Raw genomic sequence first — 21,792 nt, forward strand, 5'->3', positions numbered from 1 at the left:
GCTAACGATACGTGAGGACTAATGGCAGAGGGATCGAACGGGAGACGCCGCTTTTCCGACAAATGGGGCAAACATGAGTTGGATGTGTTGGCCGTGCTGTCGTCTGCGTTTCCGCAGTGGCTGACCTCGCGGCAAATCGCCCAGCGCGTCAAGGCATATGCCGACTCCTACGGGGAACTTGCCGATCAGGCCGCGAAAGCCGCGTTCGCCAAGCAGTTCCAGCGCGACCGCGCCAAGCTCGCGGCAATGGGAATCGCCATCGAGTCACGCCAGCCTGAATACTCCTCGAAGTCCGAGGGACAGGACTTCGCGTCGTACCGACTGCAGCTCGGGGACGAGCCGCGCATCCGCCTGCGCTTCGAGCAGGAGGATCTGCCGGTTCTCGCCGCGGCCAACTATCTCGCACGTTCGATTTCCGTATCGTCCACGCAATCGCAGACCGTGACGCCGCAGCATGTGTCCCGCACCACGCCAAGGGTGCCGCAGACGCCCATCCCCGGCCTCGGATTGGATTCCATCGCCCCGGGACTCGGCACGCAGACGATTCCGCCGGCTCTCGTGCGCGTCGTCGACTCCCGCCGTTTCGCGGCGACGGTCGACGTGGACGGAGAGAACATCAACGTCGCCTACACCGATTCCGACGACCTCGCCATGTTCGTGCTCGAACATCCCGGCGCAGTGATCGTCAGCCCGCAGGAGGCCGTCGACGCCTTCAACCGTCGTCTCCAGGCGGCGTCAAACATGGCGCTGGCCGACAGATCGTCGGACGATACCGGCAGCGCCACGGTCGCCACGCCCACCATCACCAGCACGACCCCCGAGCCGGAGGACGCCGACCCCAAGAAAAACCACCAGAAGAAGTCCGGGACCTCGTTCCAGACCGGCAGTGAGGTCGACCGCAGACTGCGTCTGATGCTCTTCCTGTCCGCCCACCTCGGTGAGGAATTCTCCCTCGCGGAACTCGCGGAACGCTTCATCGGCAGGCCCAAGTCGGATGACGAGCTCAAGAAATACGTCAACGTGATCCACAAAGACATCAACACGCTGACCACGGTCTCCGACGACGGCGAGATGGCCGGAAGCCAGTTCTTCGACATCGATTGGTCGCTGCTTGACGCCGAAGGCATCGTGTCCGCGACGAATTCGCTCGGACTGGAACGCCTCGCCGGCATCTCCCCGCAATACCTGAGCATGCTCACCGCTTCAGTGAGCTACCTCGCGCATTCGCCGCTGCTGCCGGAGGCGCAGCGCACGCAGGCGGCCTCGCTGTATCAGCGTCTGCGCCAGCTGGTCAAGCCGGGGGAGACCCCTTGGCTGAGCCTGACCGGCTACGAGCTGGAGCCCCACTGCTTCTCCGTCGTCAAGCGCGCGATCTCCACCGAATCGCTGCTCGACATGGAGTACACGGACGGCGCGGGACGGACCCGCCGCAAGGTCGTCGCCCCCTCCAAGATCTTCGTGGATGAGGGCGTCTACTATGCCGCCGTCTGGACCGACGTGCTGGACTCCACTCCGGAGGACCGGCGCAAGTTCGTCTCACGCGACCAGCTCATCAACAAGGCGAACGGCAAGCCCCGCACATGGCAGGTGCTCAGGCTCGCCCGCATCGAGCACGCCGAGGTCATCGCTCCGGTCAAGCGCGTGGACATTCCCGACATGCCGGTGAGTGAGTTGCGCAAGTGGAGCTTCGACAACGGCACTCCGGCCGTGTTCATCACGGATCAGCCGGATCTTCCGTTCATCAAGTCGATGCCGGGAGCCACCGTCGAGCCGTGCAGCCCGGGCGAGAAGGTGCATATCATCGTGTCGTCCGATTCCTGGTTCGTCGCCTTCTGCATCGCCCATGCGCGTCACATCACCGCGGTCGCACCCGAGACCCTGCGCACGATGATCGTCGCCCGTGCGCAGCGCGAGCTCAGCCTCGGCACACGTGAAGAAGACACCCCGGAAGAGGAGTGATCTCATGCCCTGGTGGATCTGGCTCATTCTCTCGCTGTTCATGCTGGCGATGATCGTGGCGGGCATCGCGTACGCCGCCCTTCACGGCTTCAGGGCGTTGAACGGCATTGCGGAGATCGGCAGCCGTCTCGGCAAGCCCCTCTCCGAGCTCGCGGACGTTCCGCAGGGTGCGGACGTGCGCGAGCCGCTCGCCCCTCCGACATTCACCCAACCGTTGAACAGCGCCATCAGCCGGTATGACGATGCGCAGGTCGACGTCATCAGGCACCGGAACGCGAAGCGCGAACGTCACGCGCGTGCGTGGGCGCGGTGGTCACGTTTCAACCGTTGACGGACTGCGGCTGCAAGCTGCGGCGCGGCCCGCGGCATCGTCTCATGCACGCAGGCGAATACGAGAATCCGACGGCGATGGCCGTCTGTGACGAACGGGGTTTCACGCATGGTCAAACATCAGCGCAAACATTCGGCGGCGAATCGACCCGGCCCATCGCCTTCCCAGCGGTATGCCGCATTCCAGAAGCGTCAGGCGCATAACGCGAGCGTCGCCGCGCGTTTCGCAGCCACGCTGCCATTCGACCTGGACGATTTCCAGCAGGACGCGATAGACGCGTTGGAGCGGGGGGAGAACGTGCTCGTCGCGGCCCCAACGGGCGCAGGCAAGACCGTGGTGGCCGACTTCGCGATGTATCTGGCCCGCGAGCGCAATGTCAAGGCGTTCTATACCACGCCGATCAAGGCGTTGAGCAACCAGAAGTACCATGACCTGACCGCCGTTTACGGCGCCGACCGCGTCGGGCTGCTGACGGGCGACATCTCGATCAACTCCGAGGCCGACATCGTCGTCATGACGACCGAGGTACTGCGCAACATGCTCTACGAGCATTCGACCACGCTCAACGCGCTGCGGTTCGTCATACTCGACGAGGTCCATTACCTCGCCGACCGGTTCCGCGGCCCGGTCTGGGAGGAGGTCATCATCCATCTTCCCCGGCAGGTCAGCGTCATCGGATTGTCCGCCACGGTCTCCAATGTCGAGGATTTCTCGTCCTGGATATCCTCCGTCCGCGGCGACACTAAGCTGGTGGTCTCCGAGCGCCGTCCCGTCCCGCTGGAGCAGCATGTGCTCGTGCAGGCCGACGACCACACCGAGCCGGAGCTGCTCGACCTGTACCGGCGTGACGCCCAGGGCGAGCAGACCACCAAGCTCAACGCGCGCCTGATCGACCGGCTCGATCAGCTTGACCGTCAGGCGGCGCGCCGCCGCGGCGCCGAGAACTCACGCTCCCGCGGCCGTGGCCATTCGCGGGGCCACGCGCCGGCGCAGCGCCACACGCCCAAGCGCTGGGCGGTGGTCGACGAGCTCAACTATCTCGACATGCTTCCCGGCATCTATTTCATATTCTCGCGCAACGGCTGCGATCAGGCCGTCGAGCAGTGCATCAATGCGGGGCTGGAACTCACCACCGAGGACGAGATGCGGCGCATCCGCGCCATCGTCGACGAGATGGTCGCCGGGCAGTTGAGCCAGGAGGATCTCAAGGCGTTGCAGTTCTCCCGGTTCAGGTTCGCGCTGGAGGAGGGCTTCGCGTCCCATCACGCCGGCATGGTCGCGCTGTTCCGGCAGATAGTCGAACGCCTGTTTGAAGAGGGACTGGTAAAGATGGTCTTCGCGACGGAGACGCTCGCGCTGGGCATCAACATGCCTGCGCGCTGCGTCATCGTCGAAAAGCTGGAGAAGTTCAACGGCAGCGGGCATGTGCCGCTGACACCGGGGGAGTTCACCCAGCTGACCGGCCGCGCCGGCCGTCGCGGCATCGATACGATCGGACACGCGATCGTCGTCGACCATCGCGATTTCGTACCTGCGACCGCCGCCGCATTGTCCAGCAAGCGCGTCTACCCGCTGCATTCGAGCTTCCATGCCACGTTCAACATGGCCGTCAATCTGCTCAACACCAGCGACTACGAGACGACTCGCGTCACGCTGGACCATTCCTTCGCCCAGTGGGAGGCCAACGAGTCGGCCTGGCAGCTCGAATCGCAACTGACCACGCTGAAACAGGCGTTGGACGGCTATGAGCAGGCATTCCACTGCGAGTACGGGGATTTCGCGTCTCTGATGCGCATCCGCATGGAGCTGTCCGACCTGGAGAAGAACGGCCGGCGCAAGCTCAAGCAGACCGCCTTCCCGACCGATGAGCAGCGCAAGAACACGTTCCGCGAGCTGGACCAGTCCATCGAGACCCTGAAGAAGCGCGACCGCGAACATCCGTGCCGGCAGTGCCCCGACATGCAGCAGCATATGAAATGGGGCCATCGCTGGATTCGCGAGATGCGCGAATACGAGCGGGTGCAGCACAGGTACGAGTCGCGCACCGGGTCCGTGGCCCGGCAGTTCGACCGTATCTGCTCCATCCTGGAACAGCTGGGATACGTGAAGCGCGACGGGACGGACATGCGATTGAGCGAGCAGGGGCAACTGCTGCGCCACATCTACAGCGAGCAGGACATCGTGCTTGCCGAAGCGCTGGAACGCGGCATGTTCGACCATCTGACGGCGCGACAGCTCGCCGCGGTGCTCTCCGCCCTGGTGTTCGAAGCCAGGGGAGGCACCGGGGGAGAACCGAGGCGCTGGCCCGGCGGCATCCAAGGCCCGGTCGCCCAGACTTCGCAATCTTTGGACCGTCTGCATGCGCAGCTCACGATGCTGTGCGAGGATGAGGGGCTTGACGACCTGCAGCAGCTCGACTTCGGCATCGTCGACATCATGTACGACTGGGCCAGCGGCAACAGTCTGGCATATGTGCTGCATGACCGGGACATGACCGGCGGCGATTTCGTGCGCAACGCGAAGCGTCTGTCCGACATCCTCCAGCAGATCTCGGCGGCAGAGCCGTATCTGCCGCAGGGGAGCGCGCACCTCGCCCAGGTCGCGCACGAGGCCATGGAACTGGTCAACCGCGGCATCGTCGCCTATTCGGGCATTGGCGAGGGCTGACGGAATCGTCGCAGGCGGCAAGGCAGGACCGGAACGGGGAATATACGACTCGTCCGAACTGTTTTGTAGCGTGATAATAGTTTTCGGGAAAGATCGACAAGAAAGACCACAAGGAGGAACGTCATGGCGGAACGCAGCCTACGCGGTATGAGCATCGGCGCAAAATCACTGGAATCCGACGACAACGTGGACTTCGCCGCACGCAGCGAAGTGGCGTACATCTGTCCCAAGGGACACCGGACCATCCTGCCGTTCGCCGAGGGCGCCGAAATCCCCGACGAGTGGGAATGCCGCTGCGGCACCATCGCGCACCGCGAGGGCGACGGCGACGAGGAGGCCAACGAGATCGCCAAGCCCACCAGGACCCACTGGGACATGCTGCTGGAGCGTCGCAGCGAGGACGAACTGAAGAAGCTGCTGGACAAGCGTCTTGAAATGCACCACAGCGGCTGGATTCCCGACTACGAGTAAGGGGAGAGGCATGTCTCAGCATCAGGTCACGACCCGGCAGCGCAGGAACGTGGTGCTGCTCGACCTTGACGGTACGTTGACGCAATCGGACCCGGGCATCATCGCCTGCGCCACCAAGGCGTTCGAGGAGCTCAGCCTGCCGGTTCCCGACGATCAGGAGATGCACCGGTTCATCGGACCAGCCATCATCGAATCGTTCAGACGCAACCATATGCCGGACGAGCTGCTGGATCGCGGCGTGGAGATATACCGCGAATACTATGCGGACAAGGCGGTGTTCGACGACCCGAACAATCCCGGCCACAAAATTCCCGGACGACTGTACAACAGCGTGTACGCCGGTATTCCCGAGCAGCTGGCGGCATTGCGCGCCGACGGCTTGCACCTGGCAATCGCCACGTGCAAGCCGCAATATCAGGCCGAGCCAGTGTGCGAGCATTTCCATCTCGATACCATGGTCGACGGCATCTACGGCGCCAGCACAGACAATTCGCGCATCGACAAGGACCAGGTCATCCGATACTGCTTCGACAGCATCGGATTCGATGCGGATGCCGGTGACCGCGCCCTGATGGTCGGCGACCGTTGGACCGACGTCGACGGCGCCATCGCATGCGGGCTCGATTGCCTGGGTTGCCGTTGGGGGTACGCCGAAGCCGGTGAGCTTGAGGAACATGGCGCATACCGCATCATCGATACCGTCGATGAGCTTGCCGCCGCGGTGAATGATTATTTTGCGAAGTGACCATCTGACATACCGTACTATTATCCGATAATGTACGTTATGTCAGATTTATGATCTTCGGCGCAGTTGACGTTCCGCTTTTGCACTTTTATCCGGCGAAAGTCCTATTTCAAAACGTGATTATGGGACTTTCGCCGGATAAAAATATCTTCGTGCAGATTTTGGCTGTGTTTTTCAGGTAGATGGCGATGAGAATGAGCCGGAGGTCGGCGAGGAAGGCCTCGTCGAGCCTGTCGTACTCGTGCGCGCGGTCCATGAGCAGGCGCGCGCCCATGAACGCGTTCGATGACTTCTCATGCATCGTCATCACCAGCAAGCAGACGGTCAACATGCCGGTCGTAGAGGTCAAGTTCGACAACGACGACAACGAGGTGCGGGGAGACACTTTGTTGGGGAACTGCCCATCACGTTCCAAACCGACAGCTCAGGATCATGGAACATCGAATTGGACGCGACGAAACTGACGCCGGATGCTCTTGGTACGAACGCATTCAACGTAATCTATAACACTTGCAGCGGTGAACGTACGGCCAGATATCGTTATGGATTGGGGTTTGCCATCACATGGCAAACCCCAATCCATAACGATATATTCTCGTCTCACAGACGCATACGTCACGCCTCGGTATGCGTGGCGCCGCGGACCACGCGGTCGACTTCGGTGAAATGCGCGCGATGCGCCTGGATACCCATCAGCAACAGCTCCACAAAAACCAGCGCGATGACTATCGCCGCGCCGATCACCAAGTGGTCGGTGTAGAAATCGTGGAATGCGGGGGACAGTTCCTCACTCGCCATGAGATACACCATGAAGGGGATGCCCGCGAATAGCACGGACACCATCTGGGCCAGCACCACATTCCAGCTGACGGGGTTCACCTCGGGGTGCCTCTCCCCCGTGCCGAACCGACTTCTCACAATGCAGATGCCGCACACCGAGAGCATCCACACGACGGCGAACACCCACAACAACAGCGGAAGCAGATCATCCATACGCCAGCCTCCGGTTATGCCGCCTCGCGTGCGGCACGCTGGGCGGCAATCTTCCTGCGCATGCGCATGGCGGTAAGCTCGTCGATCGGCCGACCGGCGACACGTCCCGACCCTGCGGAGCCGACGTTCGCCGAGGACGACTGCAGATCGACGTAGTCCTCGGTCTCCAGCGCGTCATGAATCTGATGCCACAGCGAGCCGACGGACACGCCGAACACGGCCTTGCCGCTCTGCAGCAGTGCGATCATCTGGTCGCTGGTGGTGCATTCATGCACCTCTTCCCCATCGCACATGATGGTGACATGCTCAAGCTGGTCGACATCGCGCTGCATCAGGAACCCGATGGCCGTAGTGACGTTCTGCAGGTTCACGCCTGCATCCAGCAGCTTCTTGGACACCGCGAGAATCACCACGTCCTTGAAGGAGTACAGCCGCCTCGACCCCGATCCGTGAGATGGGGTGATCGATGGTTCGACGATCTGCTTGCGCGCCCAATAGTCCAGCTGACGGTACGTGATGCCGGCGACCTTGGAAGCCACCGTACCACGGTAGCCCCGTGTCGGGCGGCTGGCGCCTTCGTCGACGAACAGCTCCCCCTGCACGGCGTCGGACGCACCGAGATCGAGCCTCTGCTCCAGCGGCACGACCAGATGCAGCCCGGCCGTCTGGCTCCCTGTCTGCTCAGCCATCGCACTCCCCCGTCCTGTGCATGCGCCGAACCGGCACATGCACGATCACATGAATGTCGTACCGTCCCAGTCTAACGCGCACGGCTTCGCATCATCACGCGATAACGGCGGATTTGGTGAAGAAAACCAGACGGAACTTACCGATCATGATCTCGTCGCCGTTGCGCAGCTGCTGATGGTCCACCCGCTGGCGGTTCACATAGGTGCCGTTGAGGCTGCCGGAATCGTATACCGCGAATGTGTCGCCGACGCGGCGGAACACGGCATGGGAACGGGATACCGTCGAATCGTCCAGCAGGATGTCGGCGCGGGAGTCGCGCCCGACCGTCACCTCGTCCTCATCGAGCAGGTAGCGGGACCCGGAAACGGCGCCTCTGGTCGAGATGAGCAGTGCGGTGCCCGGTGCGAGCCGCGCGATGGTTTCGATGTCCTCCTGCGTGAGGGGACGGTCACCTGTAGTGGTGATGGGAATCTGGATGGCGGGCAGACCAATGATGGTCGTCTCGCCTGCACTTGGAATCGGATCTGTCATAAACGCTATTCTACAGCCCTTGCATACGTATTGTCGGTTGACTTGCGAATTTGGCTGATGGTAATCGAATCCGAGGACGTCACGCTCACCGTCGCGCCGTACTTCACCTTCAGACTCGAACCCACGCCACCCGCGATATTGACGGCGTTCTGAAGGTTCTGGGGATCGCCGATGGCCAGGATCCGATACGGCGCGCTCAGCGCGACACCGTCGCATTCCAGGCCGTCGTCCGTGTCGCTGACATAGGTTTTCGTCACGACACGCACGCTGTTGATGGCCATCACCTCGGCGCCTGCGTTGCGCAGTTCCTCGATGAGTTTGTACATCGTCGCCGCGTCGATCTTCGTCTTCGACCCTTGGGAGATGCTGATCGACACGCCCTTGCCCGTCGCGGGCAAACGACCGGCGAGGATGCCGTTGGTCTCCTCGTTCTGTTTGGCGATGCGCTCCGCCTCCTGCGTCTTGTTCGCCGCGGCCTTGAGCGATCCCAGCTGATTGGTCAGCTCCGACTTGCGCTGCTCCAGGTTCTGCACCTGTGTGCCGGTCTCGCTGATCAGCCTGGTCAGCTCGTCCTCGCTCAGCGTCTCGTATGTGGCGTCGGCGTTGTTGATCTGGATCATGTACCCGTATCCCAGCAGCGCGCACATGATGAGGATGAGCACGCTCGTCATCAGGCGCATGCGCGCCGAGCCGTCCTTGACGGGGCGCTTCGGCTTCTTGCGCACCACGGGGAACGAGCCGGTCTCCATGCGATCGTTCTTCTTGTCCTGCGCATGCTGCTCGTGCAGCTGCGACAGCACGTCACGAGACGATTTGTGCGCCACCATGGTTCATCACCCCCGGAAGATGAAGCGACGGATTGCCGACACGTTCGAGAAGATACGGATTCCCAGCACGACGATGACGGCCGTCTGCAGCTGGGATCCGACGCCCAGCTGATTGCCCAGGAACACCAGCAGCGTCGCGGTGACCACGTTCGAGATGAACGAGATGACGAACACCTTGTCGGAGAAGCTGCGCTCGAAGTACGCGCGGGCCGCTCCCAGTAGCGCGTCAAGCGCGGCGACCACCATGATGGGAAGATACGGCTGCAGAATGATGGGGATATCCGGCTTGACGAACACGCCGAGCACCACGCCGATGATGAGACCTAGTACCGCTGCCATCTACTCGCTCCTCTTTGCATAGGACAATTCGCCGGAAGGCGCCGCTTCCAGTGTAATCGAACTCTCTTTATTCACCTGAGGGTATATGCCCGCCTGGGCGAACGAATCATACAGACTGCGCTGCGTGGACTTGCTGACCGCGGAGGCCAGCGTGTCGCGGTCCCCTATCGCCTGGATCGTGTACGGGCTGGTCACGGCGGTGACGCCGACGAGAATGTTCGATCCCGCCTTGCGCACCGATGTCTGCACGCCGAGCCGGTTGCCGTTGATGGCTATGCCCTCGGCGCCCGCCTGCCACAGCAGTCGCACCAGCAGCCGCAGGTCGGCGTCGGTGACCACGCGAATCTGCATGCCGCTGGACTCGCGTGGCGTCGATGCCCCGTCGGAGCCGGCGGCGATGGGGTCGGCCAGGGTCAGGCTGATGCCCGGCCCCTCCATGGCGACAAGCCCGTTGACCATCTCGTCGTTGACCAGCGTCGAATCCTCCCCCGTGCCGCCCAGCTTCTTCGATCGTTCCGTGACCTGGTTGCGCAGATCGTTGACTTCGTTCATGAGCGTGTCGGCCTGGCCGCGCGTCTCGCGCAGCTCGCTGGCGAGGCTTTGCCTGACGACCTTGCGCGGGTCGGAATGCAGCCGTTCGATGAACAGCGACCCGTAGAAACCGACGGTGATGCACATGGCGAACACCAGAAACTTCGTCGCCCACGTCGACAGACGCGAGCGCGGACGCTGGTCGAGCCTCGAATCCGAGAACAGCGGATCCATGGGGCGGTTGGTGAGATCGTCGATGAGCTTGAGTGAATCGTCATGCAGCCGTCTGCGGCGGGCCGGCATGGTCTGCCCGCCTTCCGCGGGCCTGACATGCCGGGACTGCGACTGGGCCACGGAATCCGAAAACACCGCGCGACGTTTCACCGGCGCGTTCTCGGCCGGCACGGGAAACGACAGCGGCTTGATCGGATCAGCGTCCATCGGCACGTTTCTCTTTCACCAGCAGTGAAATGCCTTGCTTGCTGTAGATGCAACCGGCGAGCCAGTACAGTCCGACGCCCCAGATGCCGGCGGCCAGCGCGGCGAGGTGCAGAAGCCCGACGAAGGGGTTCTCCCAGATGTCGCAGAAAATCAGCGCGACGATGGAGACCATCAGCATGAAAGTGCCTGCCTTGCCGACGAAATGCACCGGCAGCGGGCCGTAATCGTATTGAGCAAGCCACAGCACGAGCAGCATCATCCATGCGTCCCTGGCCGCGATGATGATGATCATCCACCAGGGGATGATCCCGGCGACGCCCAATGCGAGGACGCTGCAGATGATCAGCAGGCGGTCGGCGATGGGATCGAGGATCTGCCCGATCTTGCTCACCTGATTGAAGGCGCGCGCGATGATGCCGTCGAGGCTGTCGGTGATGGCCGAAACGGCGAGGACGATCAGTGCGGGCACCATCCGGTGATCGGCGACCAGCCATGCGATAAAGGGGATGGACGCGATTCTCAGGACGCTGATGAGGTTCGGCACGGTGAAGTAGATGTCCCTCGGCTCGGGGCTGTACTCCTGGTTGAACTTCTGCTTGATCTTCTGGCGGTATCCGCCGTCGGCGTGCTGCTGTGTACCCATTGTCGAACCCCGTTCGTCACATGCGGGAGGCCTGCAGCGCGGTCACGATGATGGCCCGGGCACCCACCTCGTACAGCTTGTCCATCAGCTGGTTGACCTTCGCCTTGGGCACCATCACGCGCACCGCATTCCACTGCTTGTCGTGCAGCGGGGATACGGTCGGGCTCTCGAATCCGGGGGTCACCGCGACGGCGGCCGCCACCTTGCCGACGGGGATGTCATAGTCCATCAGCACGTAGCGCTGCGCGGTCAGCACACCCTGCAGTCGGCGGCTGAGGATGGTGAGCCGCTCGTCCTCGGGGTCGAGGCGCGGGGAGCGGATGAGCACCGCTTCGGAGTGCATGATGGGGTCGGCGAAGATGCGCAGGCCGGCGTTGCGCAGCGTAGTGCCGGTGGACACCACGTCGGCGATGAGGTCGGCCACGCCCAGCTGCACCGAGGACTCCACGGCGCCGTCGAGGTGGATGGTCTCGGCCTCGATGCCGTGCGCCACCAGATAGTCGTGCACGAGCTTGTCGAAGGACGTGCCCACACGCTTGCCCTGGATGTCCTGCAGCGTATGGAAGTCGGAATCGTTCGGCGCGGCGAAGCGGAACGTGGACGCACCGAAGCCGAGCTCCATGTGCTCGCTGGCCTCGGTGCCGGAGTTCAGCAGCAGGTCATGGCCCGTGATGCCGACGTCGATGGTGCCGCGGCCGACATACACGGCGATGTCGAGCGGCCGCAGATAGAACAGCTCGATGTCGTTGTCCGGGTCCTCCACCACGAGCTGACGCGGATTGGAACGCAGACGATACCCCGCCTCGGACAGCATGTTCCAAGCGGGCTCCGACAACATGCCCTTGTTGGGCACTGCGATTCTGAGCATGGTGTTTCTCCCTCCAGACCGGCCGGTCTGTTTGTCACAGGTGCTTATAAACGTCCTCCAGGGTGATGCCCTTGGCGATCATCATGACCTGGAGATGGTACAGCAGCTGGCTCATCTCTTCGGCCGTGCGGTCCGCGCCCTCGTATTCGGCCGCAATCCAGGTCTCCCCCGCCTCTTCGATGATCTTCTTGCCGATGAAGTGCGTGCCCTTGGCGAGCTCGTCTACGGTCAGGGAGCCTTCGGGCTTGGTGACGGCCTTCTCGGACAGTTCGGCGAATAGCGATTCAAACGTCTTCATGATATGTGTCCCTTGAGATTGTGCATGGTTGAGGCACTCGACGGCGTCGCCGCGATCGCGGTCCGGCATTGGTGTCGGAGCCGTCGCGTGCCATGTTCTGCGTTTCCGCCGTCAGTCGCGGTATGCGGCAGCGGCCTTGTCCCTGATCTGGTCGATGGCCTGGGCCGGGCTCTCAGCGCCGTACACGGCGGAGCCGGCGACCAGCACGTCGGCGCCGGCCTCGGCGACGATGTGGGCGGTCTTCGGGCTGACGCCGCCGTCGACCTGAATATGGGTGGACAGGCCCCGACGCGTGATCTCGTCACGCAGGCGACGAACCTTCGCCATCTGGTTGTCCAGGAACTTCTGTCCGCCGAAACCGGGTTCGACGGTCATGATCAGCACCATGTCGAACTCGTCGAGGATGTCGAAAATCGGTTCGACCGGCTCGGCGGGACGCACGGCGAAGCATGCCTTGCAGCCCATGTCACGCAGCTGGCGGGCCAGACGCACCGGCGCGTGGGTGGCGCCCATATGGAACGAGATGGAGGCGGCACCGAGCTTCGCGTATTCGGGGGCCCAACGGTCGGGGTCCTCGATCATCAGGTGCACGTCGACCGGCAGGTCGGTGACCTCGCAGATGCGCTTGACGATGGGCTCGCCAAGGGTGAGGTTCGGCACGAAGTGGTGGTCCATCACGTCGACATGCACGAGGTCGGCGTTGGCGATGGCCTTGAGGTCGCGTTCGAGGTTGCAGAAATCAGCGGAAAGGATGCTGGGTGCGATTTGTATGCTCATGGCTCTCATTCTATGGTGGAAGAACGACGAGACGGCTTGCGCCTACACGACGTTCTTGTTTGTGTGTTATGGTATTGCGGTTTTCTATGCTCTTGTGCGATATCCTGATTCGGACGGATGCGGGCGCTCAGTCCTGATGGACCTCGCTCTCGGCGGTTTCGGCGGGAGTCTCGGGCTTCGCGGTCTTGGCCGTCTTGCCGGATTTCGCGGCGGCCCGCTCTTCCAGCTGGCGCTGACGTTCCATCTCGTCGGCCGTGACCGCGCGCAGTCTGGATGTCAGGTCGCGTGTCTCACTGCCGAAGCGCCACAACACGACGAACAGGATGCACCCGGCAAGGAACACGATGATCGCGGTCCACACGTTGACTCGCAGGCCGAGGATGATCGTCGAATAGTTGATGCGGATGCTTTCGATCCAGGTGCGTCCAAGCCCGTACCACATCATGTACATGGCGAACTGCTGTCCGGATTTGAGCACGTCGACGAGTTTGTGGCCGAGCCACACGATAATCGCGGTGCCGATCAGGTTCCAGATCATCTCGTACAGGAACGTGGGGTGGAACAGCGTGCCGGTCGGGCATGCCTGTCCGTTGTAGCAGATCTCACTTTTGCCGATGGCGTCCGCATCGTTGAGCTTGAGGCCCCATGGCAGCGTGGTCGGCATGCCGTACAGTTCCTGGTTGAACCAGTTGCCCAGTCGTCCGATGGCCTGCGCTACCATCAGCGCCGGCGCGATGCAATCGGCCAGCAGGGCGAACGGATAACGCCGGTGGCGGCACCACAGGAACGCGGCCAAGGCCCCCACCCCGATGCCGCCGAAGATGGCCATGCCGCCTTCCCACACCTTGAGGATGTTGATGAGGTTGCCGGTTGGCGGGAAGTAGATGTCGGGCGTCGTGATGCAGTGGTACAGACGGGCCCCGACCAGGCCGCAGGGCACTGCGACCAGCGTGGTGTCCAGCACCTGGTCGAAGGTGCCCCCGTTCTTCTTCCATCTGACGGTGAGGATCCACACGGCGAAGATGATTCCCGTCAGGATGCAGATCGCATACATGTGGATCGTCACCGGTCCGATGGAGAACTTGGAGAACCCCGGTGAGGGGATATACGCAAGATTCATGCAGTGCCTCGTTTGTCTAGACCGCTGTTACCGCCATCTACCCTACCCCATGGCCGGCGGATGCACGGTAAAGGCAGCCCGCCGGCGCGGGGGTGTGTCAGCGTGACTCGTTGTGGATGCCCTCGGACAGCGCCTCGACCTTGGCGGCCAGGTCGCGCAGTCCTTCCTTCGGCGTCTTCGCGGTGACGTTGTCGTCGTCAAGCAGGGTGTGCACCAGAGCAGAACCGACGATGACGCCGTCGGCGTAGGCGCCGACCTTCGCGCCCTGCTCCGGGGTGGATACGCCGATACCCACGCACACGTTTCTCGCCCCGGCGTTGCGGGCACGCTCGACAAGCGTTTCGGGCGATGCGCTGATAGTGTCGCGCTCGCCGGTGACGCCCATACGGGATGCCGCGTAGACGAAGCCGCGTGCGTTGCGGGCGACCAGTTCGAGACGTTCGGAGGCCGAATCCGGGGAGACCAGGAAGATGCGGTCGAGTCCGTGACGATCCGAAGCCTCGATCCACTCGCCAGCCTCATCGGGGATGAGGTCGGGGGTAATCAGGCCGGCACCGCCGGCGTTCTCGAAATCGCAGGCGAACCGTTCGACGCCGTAATGGTAGATCAGGTTCCAGTAGCTCATGATGAGTGGCACGCCGCCGGCGTTGGCCACCGTCTCGACCGCCTTGAACACGCCGTTGATGCTTTCCCCGTTGTTCAGGGCGATCTGGCTGGCCGCCTGAATGACGGGGCCGTCCATCACCGGGTCGGAGTACGGCAGGCCGATCTCGACCGCGTCGACGCCGTGCTCGATCATGGTCCTGAGCGCGTCGAGTGAGATGTCGGGGTTCGGGAAGCCATACGGCAGGTATCCGATGAAGGCCGGCTTGTTTTCGGCCTTGAGCCGGTCGAACATGGCTTCCGTCGCGCTGGGCTTGTGACTGATGCCGAGCGGCTGTCCGGACGGTGTGGTTGCTGTATTCGTCATAATCAAAAACTCCTTCTGCTTCACGGACCGGTTCAGGCGACGGTGTCGCCCTGCGCGCCGGTGACATCGAGCGCCGCGGCCTGCTCGTCGGTCAGGTATCCGAACCATTTGCCCGCGGTGGCCATGTCCTTGTCGCCGCGGCCGGAGATGTTGACGATCATCACGGCCTTGTCGTATCCCTTGGCCTTCAGATCAGCGGCGGCCTTGAAGGCGCCAGCGACGGCATGCGAGCTCTCGATGGCGGGGATGATGCCCTCGGTCTGGCTCAGGTCGCGGAAGGCGTTCATAGCCTCCTCGTCGGTGGCCCAGGAGTAGTTCACGCGCCCGATCTCCTTGAGCCAAGCGTGCTCGGGGCCGACGGAAGCGTAATCGAGACCGGCCGAAATCGAATACGTGTCGAGAGTCTGTCCTTCATCGGTCTCCAACAGGTAGCTCTTGGCACCCTGGAACATGCCAAGCTGTCCGGTGCCCGGTGCGAAACGGATCGCATGATGGCCCGAGGCCGGCCCGTTGCCGCCCGCCTCATAGCCGTACAGGTTCACGCGCTCGTCGTCGAGGAACGCGTTCATCACGCCGATGGCGTTGGATCCGCCGCCGACGCACGCGCACACCGCGTCCGGGTGGTCGATGCCGTACCAGTCCTGAAGTTGCTGCTTGGCCTCCTCGCCGATGATCTTCTGGAAGTCGCGAACCATGGCCGGGAACGGGTGCGGTCCGGCGACCGTGCCGAGCAGGTAGTGCGTGTCGGCGACGTTGGTCACCCAATCGCGCAGCGCCTCGTTGATTGCATCCTTGAGAATCTTGTCGCCCAGTGTCACTTCGACGACCTCGGCGCCCAGCATGCGCATGCGGGCCACGTTGAGGGCCTGACGTCGGGCGTCGATCTGCCCCATGTACACGCGGCACTTGAGCCCTAGCATCGCGCACACGGTGGCGGTGGCCACGCCGTGCTGTCCGGCACCGGTCTCGGCGATCACGCGGGTCTTGCCCATGCGCTTGACGAGCAACGCCTGGCCGAGCGCGTTGTTGATCTTGTGCGCGCCGGTGTGGTTGAGGTCCTCGCGCTTCAAGAAGATGCGGGCGTCGAGTCCGGTCCTGTCCTTGACCAGCGCGGCGAATCGCGGGGCTTCCGTCAGCGGGCTCGGACGGCCGACGTACCGCTGCTGCAGCGTCATGAATTCCTTACGGAACTCGGGGTCGGCCTTGGCCTGATCATAGACGCGCTCCAGCTCGTCCAGAGCGGTGATCAGTGCCTCCGGCACGTATCGCCCGCCGAACTGTCCCCAATATGGTCCCTGATGCTCACTCAACGGGGTCGATTCGGATGCTTTCACTCTCTGCCCTGCCTTTACTAGTCGTTGTACGGCGGCCACATGGTCATCGGCGGTAGCCACGCCTTCGCCCACCAGCACGGCATCCGCGCCGGCGCGACCGTAATCCTCGACCTCGACCGAACCGAACACGCCCGACTCTGCGACGCGGATCACGTCATCGGGCAGTCCTTCGGCGAGTTCGGCGTATTTGTTCACGTCAACCTTCAGGTTCTTGAGATTGCGCGCGTTGATGCCGATGATCCGGGCGCCGGCCGCGACCGCGCGGCGAATCTCCTCGGTGGTGTGCGTTTCGACGAGCACGGCCATGCCGAGCTCGTGGGCGAGTTCAAGCAGGTGCGCGAGCTTGTCGTCGTCCAGCGCGGCGACGATGAGCAGCACTAGGTCGGCGCCGTGGGCACGCGCCTCGTAGATCTGGTAGTCGGTGACGATGAAGTCCTTGCGCAGCAGCGGAATGTGAACCGCCGAGCGGACCTTGTCGAAATCGTCCAGCGAGCCGAGGAACCGCCGGCCTTCGGTGAGCACGGAAATCACGCTCGCACCGCCGCGCTCGTATTCGCGGGCCAGGGCCGCCGGGTCGGGGATATCGCTCAAATGCCCCTTGGATGGGGAGGCGCGCTTGATTTCGGCGATCACGGGGATGCCGTCCGGACGCTTGAGCCATCGCGTCGCGTCGATAGGCGCCGGCGCGGCCAGAGCGGCCCGCCTCACATCCTCAAGAGACACGACACATTCGCGGGAACGCTGGTCTTCCAACGCCCCGGCAACCAATTCGTCCAAAACCGACATAATGCTCCCTTATAGATCGTTCGGTCAGTCGCCACTGTAATTCATGGCAGACGACAACCGCGCGTTCCGTCCTACATTCTGGGCGTGGCCGCGGGCCGGAGCGGGCCGGGATCGTGGCCCGGCAACGAAGGCGGCCGCCGCGGAGGAATCCGCGACGGCCGCGCATGCACGCTCATCCGTGCAGGGAGAGACCCCACGTCACTTGCGGCGCTTCTTCTCCCTGATGTTGACGGAGATCTGTATCGGGGTGCCTTCGAAGCCGAACTCCTCGCGCAGGGAGCGCTCAAGGAACCGGCGGTAGCCGTGCTCCAGGAATCCGGTGGCGAAGATCACGAAGCGCGGCGGACGCGTGGACGCCTGCGTGGCGAACAGGATACGTGGCTGCTTGCCTCCGCGCAGCGGATGCGGGTGCGCGGCCTGGATCTGGCCGAGGAAGGCGTTGAGACGCCCGGTGGGAATGCGCTTGTCCCAGGATTCCAGCGCGTTGCGCATCGCGTCGGCGAGGCGGTTCGTGTGCCATCCGGTCTTCGCGGACAGGTTGACGCGCTGCGCCCACGTCACGCGGTTGAACTCGGTCTTCCACAGGCGCTCCAGCCGCTGCCGGCCGAAATCGTCCATCAGGTCCCACTTGTTGAACACCAGCACCACCGCACGGCCGGCGTCGACCGCCTGGCTCATCACCTTCAGATCCTGGTCGGAGATGGGCTGGGACGAGTCGAACAAGACCAGCGCGAGCTCGGAACGCTCGATTGCGGCCTGCGTGCGCAGGGACGAGTAGTAGTCGGCACCGGACACCTTGTGCAGTCGACGCTTGATGCCGGCGGTGTCGATGAACAGCCAGTCCTCGCCGTCGATGTCGATGGTCTCGTCGACCGGGTCGCGGGTCGTGCCGGCGAGGTCGTTGACCACGGCGCGCTGTTCGCCGGCGAGCTGGTTGAGCAGCGACGACTTGCCCACGTTCGGGCGGCCGACGAGCGCGACACGCCGCAGATGCGTAGGCGTGAGGAAGCCCGAGGTCTTGTCCGCCTTGCGCAGCGAATCCAGCGCGGCGTCAAGCAGGTCGCCGACTCCCCTGCCATGCATGGCCGAGATCCCGTAAGGCTCGCCCATGCCAAGCTTCCAGAACTCGGCGGTCAGGTATTCGCTGGCCCCGTCGTCGACCTTGTTCACCGCGAGCGTGACCGGCTTGCCGCTGGCCCGCAGCATCTTGACGATGCGCTCGTCGGTGTCCGTCAGCCCCACGTGGCCGTCCACGACGAGGATGACCGCGTCAGACAGCTGCACGGCGATCTGCGCCTGCGAGGCGATGGCGGATTCGATGCCTTCGACGTCGGCCTCCCAGCCGCCGGTGTCGACGAGCTTGAATTCGGTGCCGGACCATTCCGCGTCGTAGCTGACACGGTCCCGGGTCACTCCGGGCGTGTCTTCGACGACCGCGGCGCGACGGCCGAGGATGCGGTTGACGAGCGTCGACTTGCCCACGTTCGGGCGGCCGACCACGGCGAGCACTCCGACGGCCTTGGGAGCCGGCGACTCGTCTTCGATCCCGTACCGGGAACCGGCGATGATCTGCTCGTCGCCCTCATCCAGTTCGTAATCGCTCAGATTGGCGGCATACTGCTCGTACTCCTGCACTTCGACCGCGTCCGCGACCAGCGTGATCAGCACATCCAGCGTCTGCTGGAAATCCATATCGGAGTTGTCGACGGTGGTCACGCCGTCCGCCGCGGTCAGGAAGCTGGTGACCTTGGAATCGGCGCGGTCGCGGGCGGCCACGTCCTCGCCTCCCACGCCGGCACCGGCGACGGCCTGCCCCGTGCGGCGCGCCTGACGCACCTCTTCCCGGGCGGTCAGCAGCACACGCACCTCGGCATCGGGAGCCACGACCGTGGTGATGTCACGGCCCTCCGCGACGATGCCGCGGCCCAGCGAGAAAGAGTCGGCCGCAGACTCGCGCGCAATGTAGGCGCGCTGCGCGGCGATGAGCACGTGGCGCACCGGGATGACGTTCGACACCTTCGACACGTGCGAGGAGACCTCGGAGGAGCGGATGGCCTCACTGATGTCCTCGCCGTCGGCGGTGATGCTCGGATGGTCCGGGTCGACGCCGATGTCGAAGTGGTCGCCGGTGAAGAATTCGGCGACTGCTTCGGTGATCTGCTGCTCATCCACCTGATCGCCGTCGAGGTCGATGCCCTGATGCAGGCACCACCAGGCGCATGCGCGGTACATGGCGCCGGTATCGAGGTAGGCGAAGCCGAAATGGCGGGCCAGCGCCTTCGAAGTGGAGGACTTTCCGACGCCCGCAGGGCCGTCGATGGCGACTCGTATCACAGCCCGACCTCCTTCTGCAGGGAACGGACCTCGACCTGGGACAGCACACGGTAGGTGCCGGACTTGAGGTCACCGAGCTTGATCGGCCCGATCTGGGTGCGCACCAGACGGCGAACCGGGTATCCGATGGCGCCGAAGATGCGGCGGACGATACGGTTCTTGCCGGAGTGGAGCACCACCTTGACGATGGTCTGGTCGCGGTTGGCGTCGATGATGGCGCAATGGTCCAGCTTGACCAGGCCGTCATCCAGCTGGACGCCCTGGGTCACCAGGCGCCGGCAGACGTTGCCGCCGATCTTGCCATCAATCGTGGCGATGTAGGTCTTCTCCACCTCGTACTTCGGGTGCATGACGTGCTGGCTCAGCTCGCCGTCGTTGGTCATGAGGATCAGGCCCTCGGAATCGTAGTCGAGGCGGCCCATGTGGAACACGCGCTCGTACTTGTCCCCGATGATGTCGGCCAGCGTGTAGCGGCCTTTCGGGTCGTCCATGGCGCTGAGCACCTTCTTGGGCTTGTTGAGCGCCAACGTGACATGGTTCGGGTTGAGGTGGACGCGCGAGCCGTCCACACGGATGTGCTGCTTCTTCGGATCGACGCGGGTGCCGAGTTCGGTCACCAGCTCCCCGTCGACCTCGACACGCCCATCGGTGATCATCTGCTCGCACTTGCGGCGTGATCCGAAGCCCGCTTGCGCGAGGATCTTCTGCAGGCGGATTCCTTCGTTGTTGTTGTCGTCATGCGCTTTGAGTGCGCGCGAATATGCGTTTGGCATCGTTCTCCCAACGTGGCCGGACATTGACAATGAATCTGCGCTCCCGGACAAACTCACAGGGAAAACACAGCCAATACATTGTATCGTATCGTCCCCCCGTTGGTAAACTTGCAACGTTCGGCGGGTCGCAAAGCCCGCAACATCAGAAAAAGGACACTACAACATCATGACTGAAGAACAGAACACCGAGCCAAGCGCTTATCCGATCGGGGCGCGCGTGTGCGCGGAGCTTGCAGGCAGCTTCCTCGTCTGCTTCGCCATCTATATGATCTGCACGTTCGGCACTTCGATCTACGGGCTTGACCTGGCGTACATCGTCGTGGGCACCGCGTTGGCGTACGCGGTCGTCACCGCGATGCTCGGGCGTGTCTCCGGAGGCCAGTTCAATCCCGCCATCACCGTGGCGGCGATGCTCACCGGCAAGACCAAGGTAGTCGCCGGCATCCTGTACGTCATCGTGCAGGTGGTCGGAGCGATCGCGGCGGCCGGCGCGGTCAGGTGGATCCTGCCGACCTCGCAGACCGTCACCATGAAGACGTGGCTGACGCCCGCCGTCAACGGCTATGGCACCGGTTCCGTATCGAGCGCCACCACCAGCAGCGCATCGGTGAGCTTCGGCATCTCCATGGCCATCGTCGTCGAGGTGATCGCCGCGATCATCATCATCGCGGTCGCGATGCGTCACACCGATGCGAACGGCAAGCCGAATGCGACGTACGCTCCGGTGATCGGCGCCGCATACGGCCTCGGCGTGGCCATGACCTATACGGTCACCGGTGCCGCGCTGAACCCGGCCCGCGCCACCGGCATCGCGCTGTTCGGGCAGAATCAGGGTCTTTCAACGCAGCCGCTGCAGCAGTTGTGGATCTTCTGGCTGGCGCCGGTCCTGGCCGCGGCAATCGTGGCGCTGGTCATGATCATCGCTGATATGGCGTCGAAACGCAAGCCGAAGACTCCTGCGGATGCGCCCATCGACGAGGCGACGGACGCTGAGGCGGATGCACATGACATCGCCGTGGACGCGGCGGTCAATGTGGCGCCCCAGGTTCCGTCAACGAATCCAGAACAGTGACGGTGCGAAATACAACAGAAGCAGTCCCAGTCCCAAACCGATGCCGATAATGGCGTCGAACAGGACTGACCGGACTTTCCAAGGGCTCTTCTCGCGCATGATGATGCGCAGCAGGGCCGTGACGATGGCCGTGACGGCGATGATCACCGTCGCGGCCATCGTATATCCGAGGAAGGCGACGACCAGGGCGACGATGACGACGCCGAGCACGCACCACTCGAATGCCGGCTTGCCCTCGTGGACTTCGGACACGTATGGATGATGCTGATTCATGGAGCTTCCTCGGGGATTG

At 63.4% G+C, this 21,792-nt stretch carries 23 protein-coding genes; 6 read left to right on the top strand and 17 right to left on the bottom strand.

Going from position 1 to position 21,792, the window contains the following annotated elements:
* Nucleotides 1-21: 21 nt before the first annotated feature.
* The 5 genes from MMB49_RS04835 (at nucleotide 22) to MMB49_RS04855 (ending at nucleotide 6,173) form a co-directional block, all read left to right on the top strand.
* Complete coding sequence (locus tag MMB49_RS04835) at nucleotides 22-1,959, top strand: helix-turn-helix transcriptional regulator (RefSeq protein ID WP_047272185.1); 1,938 nt, start codon at nucleotides 22-24, stop codon at nucleotides 1,957-1,959.
* Nucleotides 1,960-1,963: 4 nt separating this feature from the next.
* Nucleotides 1,964-2,290: a hypothetical protein gene (locus MMB49_RS04840; protein WP_047272188.1), complete on the top strand. Its 327-nt coding sequence runs from the start codon at nucleotides 1,964-1,966 to the stop codon at nucleotides 2,288-2,290.
* Between the two features lie 108 nt (nucleotides 2,291-2,398).
* The gene (locus MMB49_RS04845) at nucleotides 2,399-4,957 is read left to right on the top strand and encodes a DEAD/DEAH box helicase (protein WP_047272190.1); all 2,559 of its coding nucleotides are present in this window, start codon (nucleotides 2,399-2,401) and stop codon (nucleotides 4,955-4,957) included.
* Between the two features lie 123 nt (nucleotides 4,958-5,080).
* Complete coding sequence (locus MMB49_RS04850) at nucleotides 5,081-5,428, top strand: RNA polymerase-binding protein RbpA (RefSeq protein ID WP_003813163.1); 348 nt, start codon at nucleotides 5,081-5,083, stop codon at nucleotides 5,426-5,428.
* Nucleotides 5,429-5,438: 10 nt separating this feature from the next.
* Nucleotides 5,439-6,173, top strand: a complete 735-nt coding sequence (locus MMB49_RS04855; protein WP_003813164.1) for an HAD hydrolase-like protein — start codon at nucleotides 5,439-5,441, stop codon at nucleotides 6,171-6,173.
* A gap of 109 nt (nucleotides 6,174-6,282) precedes the next feature.
* On the opposite strand, the gene MMB49_RS04860 is transcribed toward MMB49_RS04855, so the two are convergent.
* From MMB49_RS04860 to MMB49_RS04935, 16 genes are all read right to left on the bottom strand, one after another.
* Nucleotides 6,283-6,588, bottom strand: a complete 306-nt coding sequence (locus MMB49_RS04860; RefSeq protein ID WP_192829138.1) for a hypothetical protein — start codon at nucleotides 6,586-6,588, stop codon at nucleotides 6,283-6,285.
* Nucleotides 6,589-6,788: 200 nt separating this feature from the next.
* A complete protein-coding gene (locus tag MMB49_RS04865) occupies nucleotides 6,789-7,166 on the bottom strand; it encodes a hypothetical protein (RefSeq protein ID WP_003817435.1) in 378 nt (125 codons plus the stop codon).
* A 14-nt stretch (nucleotides 7,167-7,180) separates the two neighbouring features.
* Nucleotides 7,181-7,855: a MerR family transcriptional regulator gene (locus tag MMB49_RS04870; RefSeq protein ID WP_013363479.1), complete on the bottom strand. Its 675-nt coding sequence runs from the start codon at nucleotides 7,853-7,855 to the stop codon at nucleotides 7,181-7,183.
* A 94-nt stretch (nucleotides 7,856-7,949) separates the two neighbouring features.
* Nucleotides 7,950-8,387 (bottom strand): FHA domain-containing protein, encoded by a 438-nt coding sequence (locus MMB49_RS04875; RefSeq protein WP_003813181.1) that lies wholly within the window; start codon nucleotides 8,385-8,387, stop codon nucleotides 7,950-7,952.
* Between the two features lie 5 nt (nucleotides 8,388-8,392).
* Nucleotides 8,393-9,214, bottom strand: coding sequence for a DUF881 domain-containing protein (locus MMB49_RS04880; protein ID WP_047272192.1), 822 nt, complete (start codon nucleotides 9,212-9,214; stop codon nucleotides 8,393-8,395).
* Between the two features lie 6 nt (nucleotides 9,215-9,220).
* Nucleotides 9,221-9,553 carry a small basic family protein gene (locus tag MMB49_RS04885; protein ID WP_003813185.1) on the bottom strand — a complete coding sequence of 111 codons (333 nt, stop codon included), beginning with the start codon at nucleotides 9,551-9,553 and terminating at the stop codon, nucleotides 9,221-9,223.
* Nucleotides 9,554-10,525, bottom strand: coding sequence for a DUF881 domain-containing protein (locus MMB49_RS04890; protein ID WP_047272195.1), 972 nt, complete (start codon nucleotides 10,523-10,525; stop codon nucleotides 9,554-9,556).
* Complete coding sequence (locus MMB49_RS04895; RefSeq protein WP_003821299.1) at nucleotides 10,515-11,168, bottom strand: CDP-alcohol phosphatidyltransferase family protein; 654 nt, start codon at nucleotides 11,166-11,168, stop codon at nucleotides 10,515-10,517. The genes MMB49_RS04890 and MMB49_RS04895 overlap by 11 nt, the downstream gene beginning before the upstream one ends.
* Before the next feature lie 16 nt (nucleotides 11,169-11,184).
* Entirely contained in the window at nucleotides 11,185-12,036 is an 852-nt protein-coding gene (hisG, locus tag MMB49_RS04900; protein ID WP_003813190.1) for an ATP phosphoribosyltransferase, read from the bottom strand.
* 34 nt (nucleotides 12,037-12,070) lie between these two features.
* The gene (locus MMB49_RS04905) at nucleotides 12,071-12,334 is read right to left on the bottom strand and encodes a phosphoribosyl-ATP diphosphatase (protein WP_003813192.1); all 264 of its coding nucleotides are present in this window, start codon (nucleotides 12,332-12,334) and stop codon (nucleotides 12,071-12,073) included.
* 111 nt (nucleotides 12,335-12,445) lie between these two features.
* Nucleotides 12,446-13,111 (bottom strand): ribulose-phosphate 3-epimerase, encoded by a 666-nt coding sequence (gene rpe, locus MMB49_RS04910; protein WP_003813194.1) that lies wholly within the window; start codon nucleotides 13,109-13,111, stop codon nucleotides 12,446-12,448.
* Between the two features lie 127 nt (nucleotides 13,112-13,238).
* Nucleotides 13,239-14,231 (bottom strand): prolipoprotein diacylglyceryl transferase, encoded by a 993-nt coding sequence (gene lgt, locus MMB49_RS04915; RefSeq protein WP_047272197.1) that lies wholly within the window; start codon nucleotides 14,229-14,231, stop codon nucleotides 13,239-13,241.
* Between the two features lie 97 nt (nucleotides 14,232-14,328).
* Nucleotides 14,329-15,201 carry a tryptophan synthase subunit alpha gene (gene trpA, locus MMB49_RS04920; protein WP_047272199.1) on the bottom strand — a complete coding sequence of 291 codons (873 nt, stop codon included), beginning with the start codon at nucleotides 15,199-15,201 and terminating at the stop codon, nucleotides 14,329-14,331.
* A 32-nt stretch (nucleotides 15,202-15,233) separates the two neighbouring features.
* Complete coding sequence (locus MMB49_RS04925) at nucleotides 15,234-17,321, bottom strand: bifunctional indole-3-glycerol phosphate synthase/tryptophan synthase subunit beta (RefSeq protein WP_047272201.1); 2,088 nt, start codon at nucleotides 17,319-17,321, stop codon at nucleotides 15,234-15,236.
* Nucleotides 17,322-17,519: 198 nt separating this feature from the next.
* A complete protein-coding gene (gene der / locus MMB49_RS04930; protein ID WP_003817447.1) occupies nucleotides 17,520-19,655 on the bottom strand; it encodes a bifunctional cytidylate kinase/GTPase Der in 2,136 nt (711 codons plus the stop codon).
* On the bottom strand, nucleotides 19,652-20,428 hold the full coding sequence (locus tag MMB49_RS04935; protein ID WP_003813203.1) for a pseudouridine synthase: 777 nt from the start codon (nucleotides 20,426-20,428) through the stop codon (nucleotides 19,652-19,654). Before MMB49_RS04935 ends, der begins: the two co-directional genes overlap by 4 nt.
* 166 nt (nucleotides 20,429-20,594) lie before the next feature.
* Here MMB49_RS04935 and MMB49_RS04940 point away from each other — a divergent pair, with 166 nt between their 5' ends.
* Nucleotides 20,595-21,500 (top strand): aquaporin, encoded by a 906-nt coding sequence (locus tag MMB49_RS04940; protein ID WP_003817448.1) that lies wholly within the window; start codon nucleotides 20,595-20,597, stop codon nucleotides 21,498-21,500.
* Here MMB49_RS04940 and MMB49_RS04945 read toward each other — a convergent pair.
* Entirely contained in the window at nucleotides 21,480-21,773 is a 294-nt protein-coding gene (locus MMB49_RS04945; protein ID WP_003813210.1) for a hypothetical protein, read from the bottom strand. The two genes, MMB49_RS04940 and MMB49_RS04945, sit on opposite strands and share 21 nt — an antisense overlap.
* Nucleotides 21,774-21,792: the final 19 nt, after the last annotated feature.

This window comes from Bifidobacterium sp. SKU, assembly GCF_026016405.1.
Classification (GTDB): Bacteria; Actinomycetota; Actinomycetes; order Actinomycetales; family Bifidobacteriaceae; genus Bifidobacterium; species Bifidobacterium bifidum.

Bases quoted from the DNA above. Each gene is read 5' to 3' on its own strand.
- MMB49_RS04835 (WP_047272185.1), top strand. From the start codon at position 22: ATGGCAGAGGGATCGAACGGGAGACGCCGCTTTTCCGACAAATGGGGC.
- MMB49_RS04840 (WP_047272188.1), top strand. From the start codon at position 1,964: ATGCCCTGGTGGATCTGGCTCATTCTCTCGCTGTTCATGCTGGCGATG.
- MMB49_RS04845 (WP_047272190.1), top strand. From the start codon at position 2,399: ATGGTCAAACATCAGCGCAAACATTCGGCGGCGAATCGACCCGGCCCA.
- MMB49_RS04850 (WP_003813163.1), top strand. From the start codon at position 5,081: ATGGCGGAACGCAGCCTACGCGGTATGAGCATCGGCGCAAAATCACTG.
- MMB49_RS04855 (WP_003813164.1), top strand. From the start codon at position 5,439: ATGTCTCAGCATCAGGTCACGACCCGGCAGCGCAGGAACGTGGTGCTG.
- MMB49_RS04865 (WP_003817435.1), bottom strand. From the start codon at position 7,166: ATGGATGATCTGCTTCCGCTGTTGTTGTGGGTGTTCGCCGTCGTGTGG.
- MMB49_RS04870 (WP_013363479.1), bottom strand. From the start codon at position 7,855: ATGGCTGAGCAGACAGGGAGCCAGACGGCCGGGCTGCATCTGGTCGTG.
- MMB49_RS04875 (WP_003813181.1), bottom strand. From the start codon at position 8,387: ATGACAGATCCGATTCCAAGTGCAGGCGAGACGACCATCATTGGTCTG.
- MMB49_RS04880 (WP_047272192.1), bottom strand. From the start codon at position 9,214: ATGGTGGCGCACAAATCGTCTCGTGACGTGCTGTCGCAGCTGCACGAG.
- MMB49_RS04885 (WP_003813185.1), bottom strand. From the start codon at position 9,553: ATGGCAGCGGTACTAGGTCTCATCATCGGCGTGGTGCTCGGCGTGTTC.
- MMB49_RS04890 (WP_047272195.1), bottom strand. From the start codon at position 10,525: ATGGACGCTGATCCGATCAAGCCGCTGTCGTTTCCCGTGCCGGCCGAG.
- MMB49_RS04895 (WP_003821299.1), bottom strand. From the start codon at position 11,168: ATGGGTACACAGCAGCACGCCGACGGCGGATACCGCCAGAAGATCAAG.
- hisG (WP_003813190.1), bottom strand. From the start codon at position 12,036: ATGCTCAGAATCGCAGTGCCCAACAAGGGCATGTTGTCGGAGCCCGCT.
- MMB49_RS04905 (WP_003813192.1), bottom strand. From the start codon at position 12,334: ATGAAGACGTTTGAATCGCTATTCGCCGAACTGTCCGAGAAGGCCGTC.
- rpe (WP_003813194.1), bottom strand. From the start codon at position 13,111: ATGAGCATACAAATCGCACCCAGCATCCTTTCCGCTGATTTCTGCAAC.
- lgt (WP_047272197.1), bottom strand. From the start codon at position 14,231: ATGAATCTTGCGTATATCCCCTCACCGGGGTTCTCCAAGTTCTCCATC.
- trpA (WP_047272199.1), bottom strand. From the start codon at position 15,201: ATGACGAATACAGCAACCACACCGTCCGGACAGCCGCTCGGCATCAGT.
- MMB49_RS04925 (WP_047272201.1), bottom strand. From the start codon at position 17,321: ATGTCGGTTTTGGACGAATTGGTTGCCGGGGCGTTGGAAGACCAGCGT.
- MMB49_RS04935 (WP_003813203.1), bottom strand. From the start codon at position 20,428: ATGCCAAACGCATATTCGCGCGCACTCAAAGCGCATGACGACAACAAC.
- MMB49_RS04940 (WP_003817448.1), top strand. From the start codon at position 20,595: ATGACTGAAGAACAGAACACCGAGCCAAGCGCTTATCCGATCGGGGCG.
- MMB49_RS04945 (WP_003813210.1), bottom strand. From the start codon at position 21,773: ATGAATCAGCATCATCCATACGTGTCCGAAGTCCACGAGGGCAAGCCG.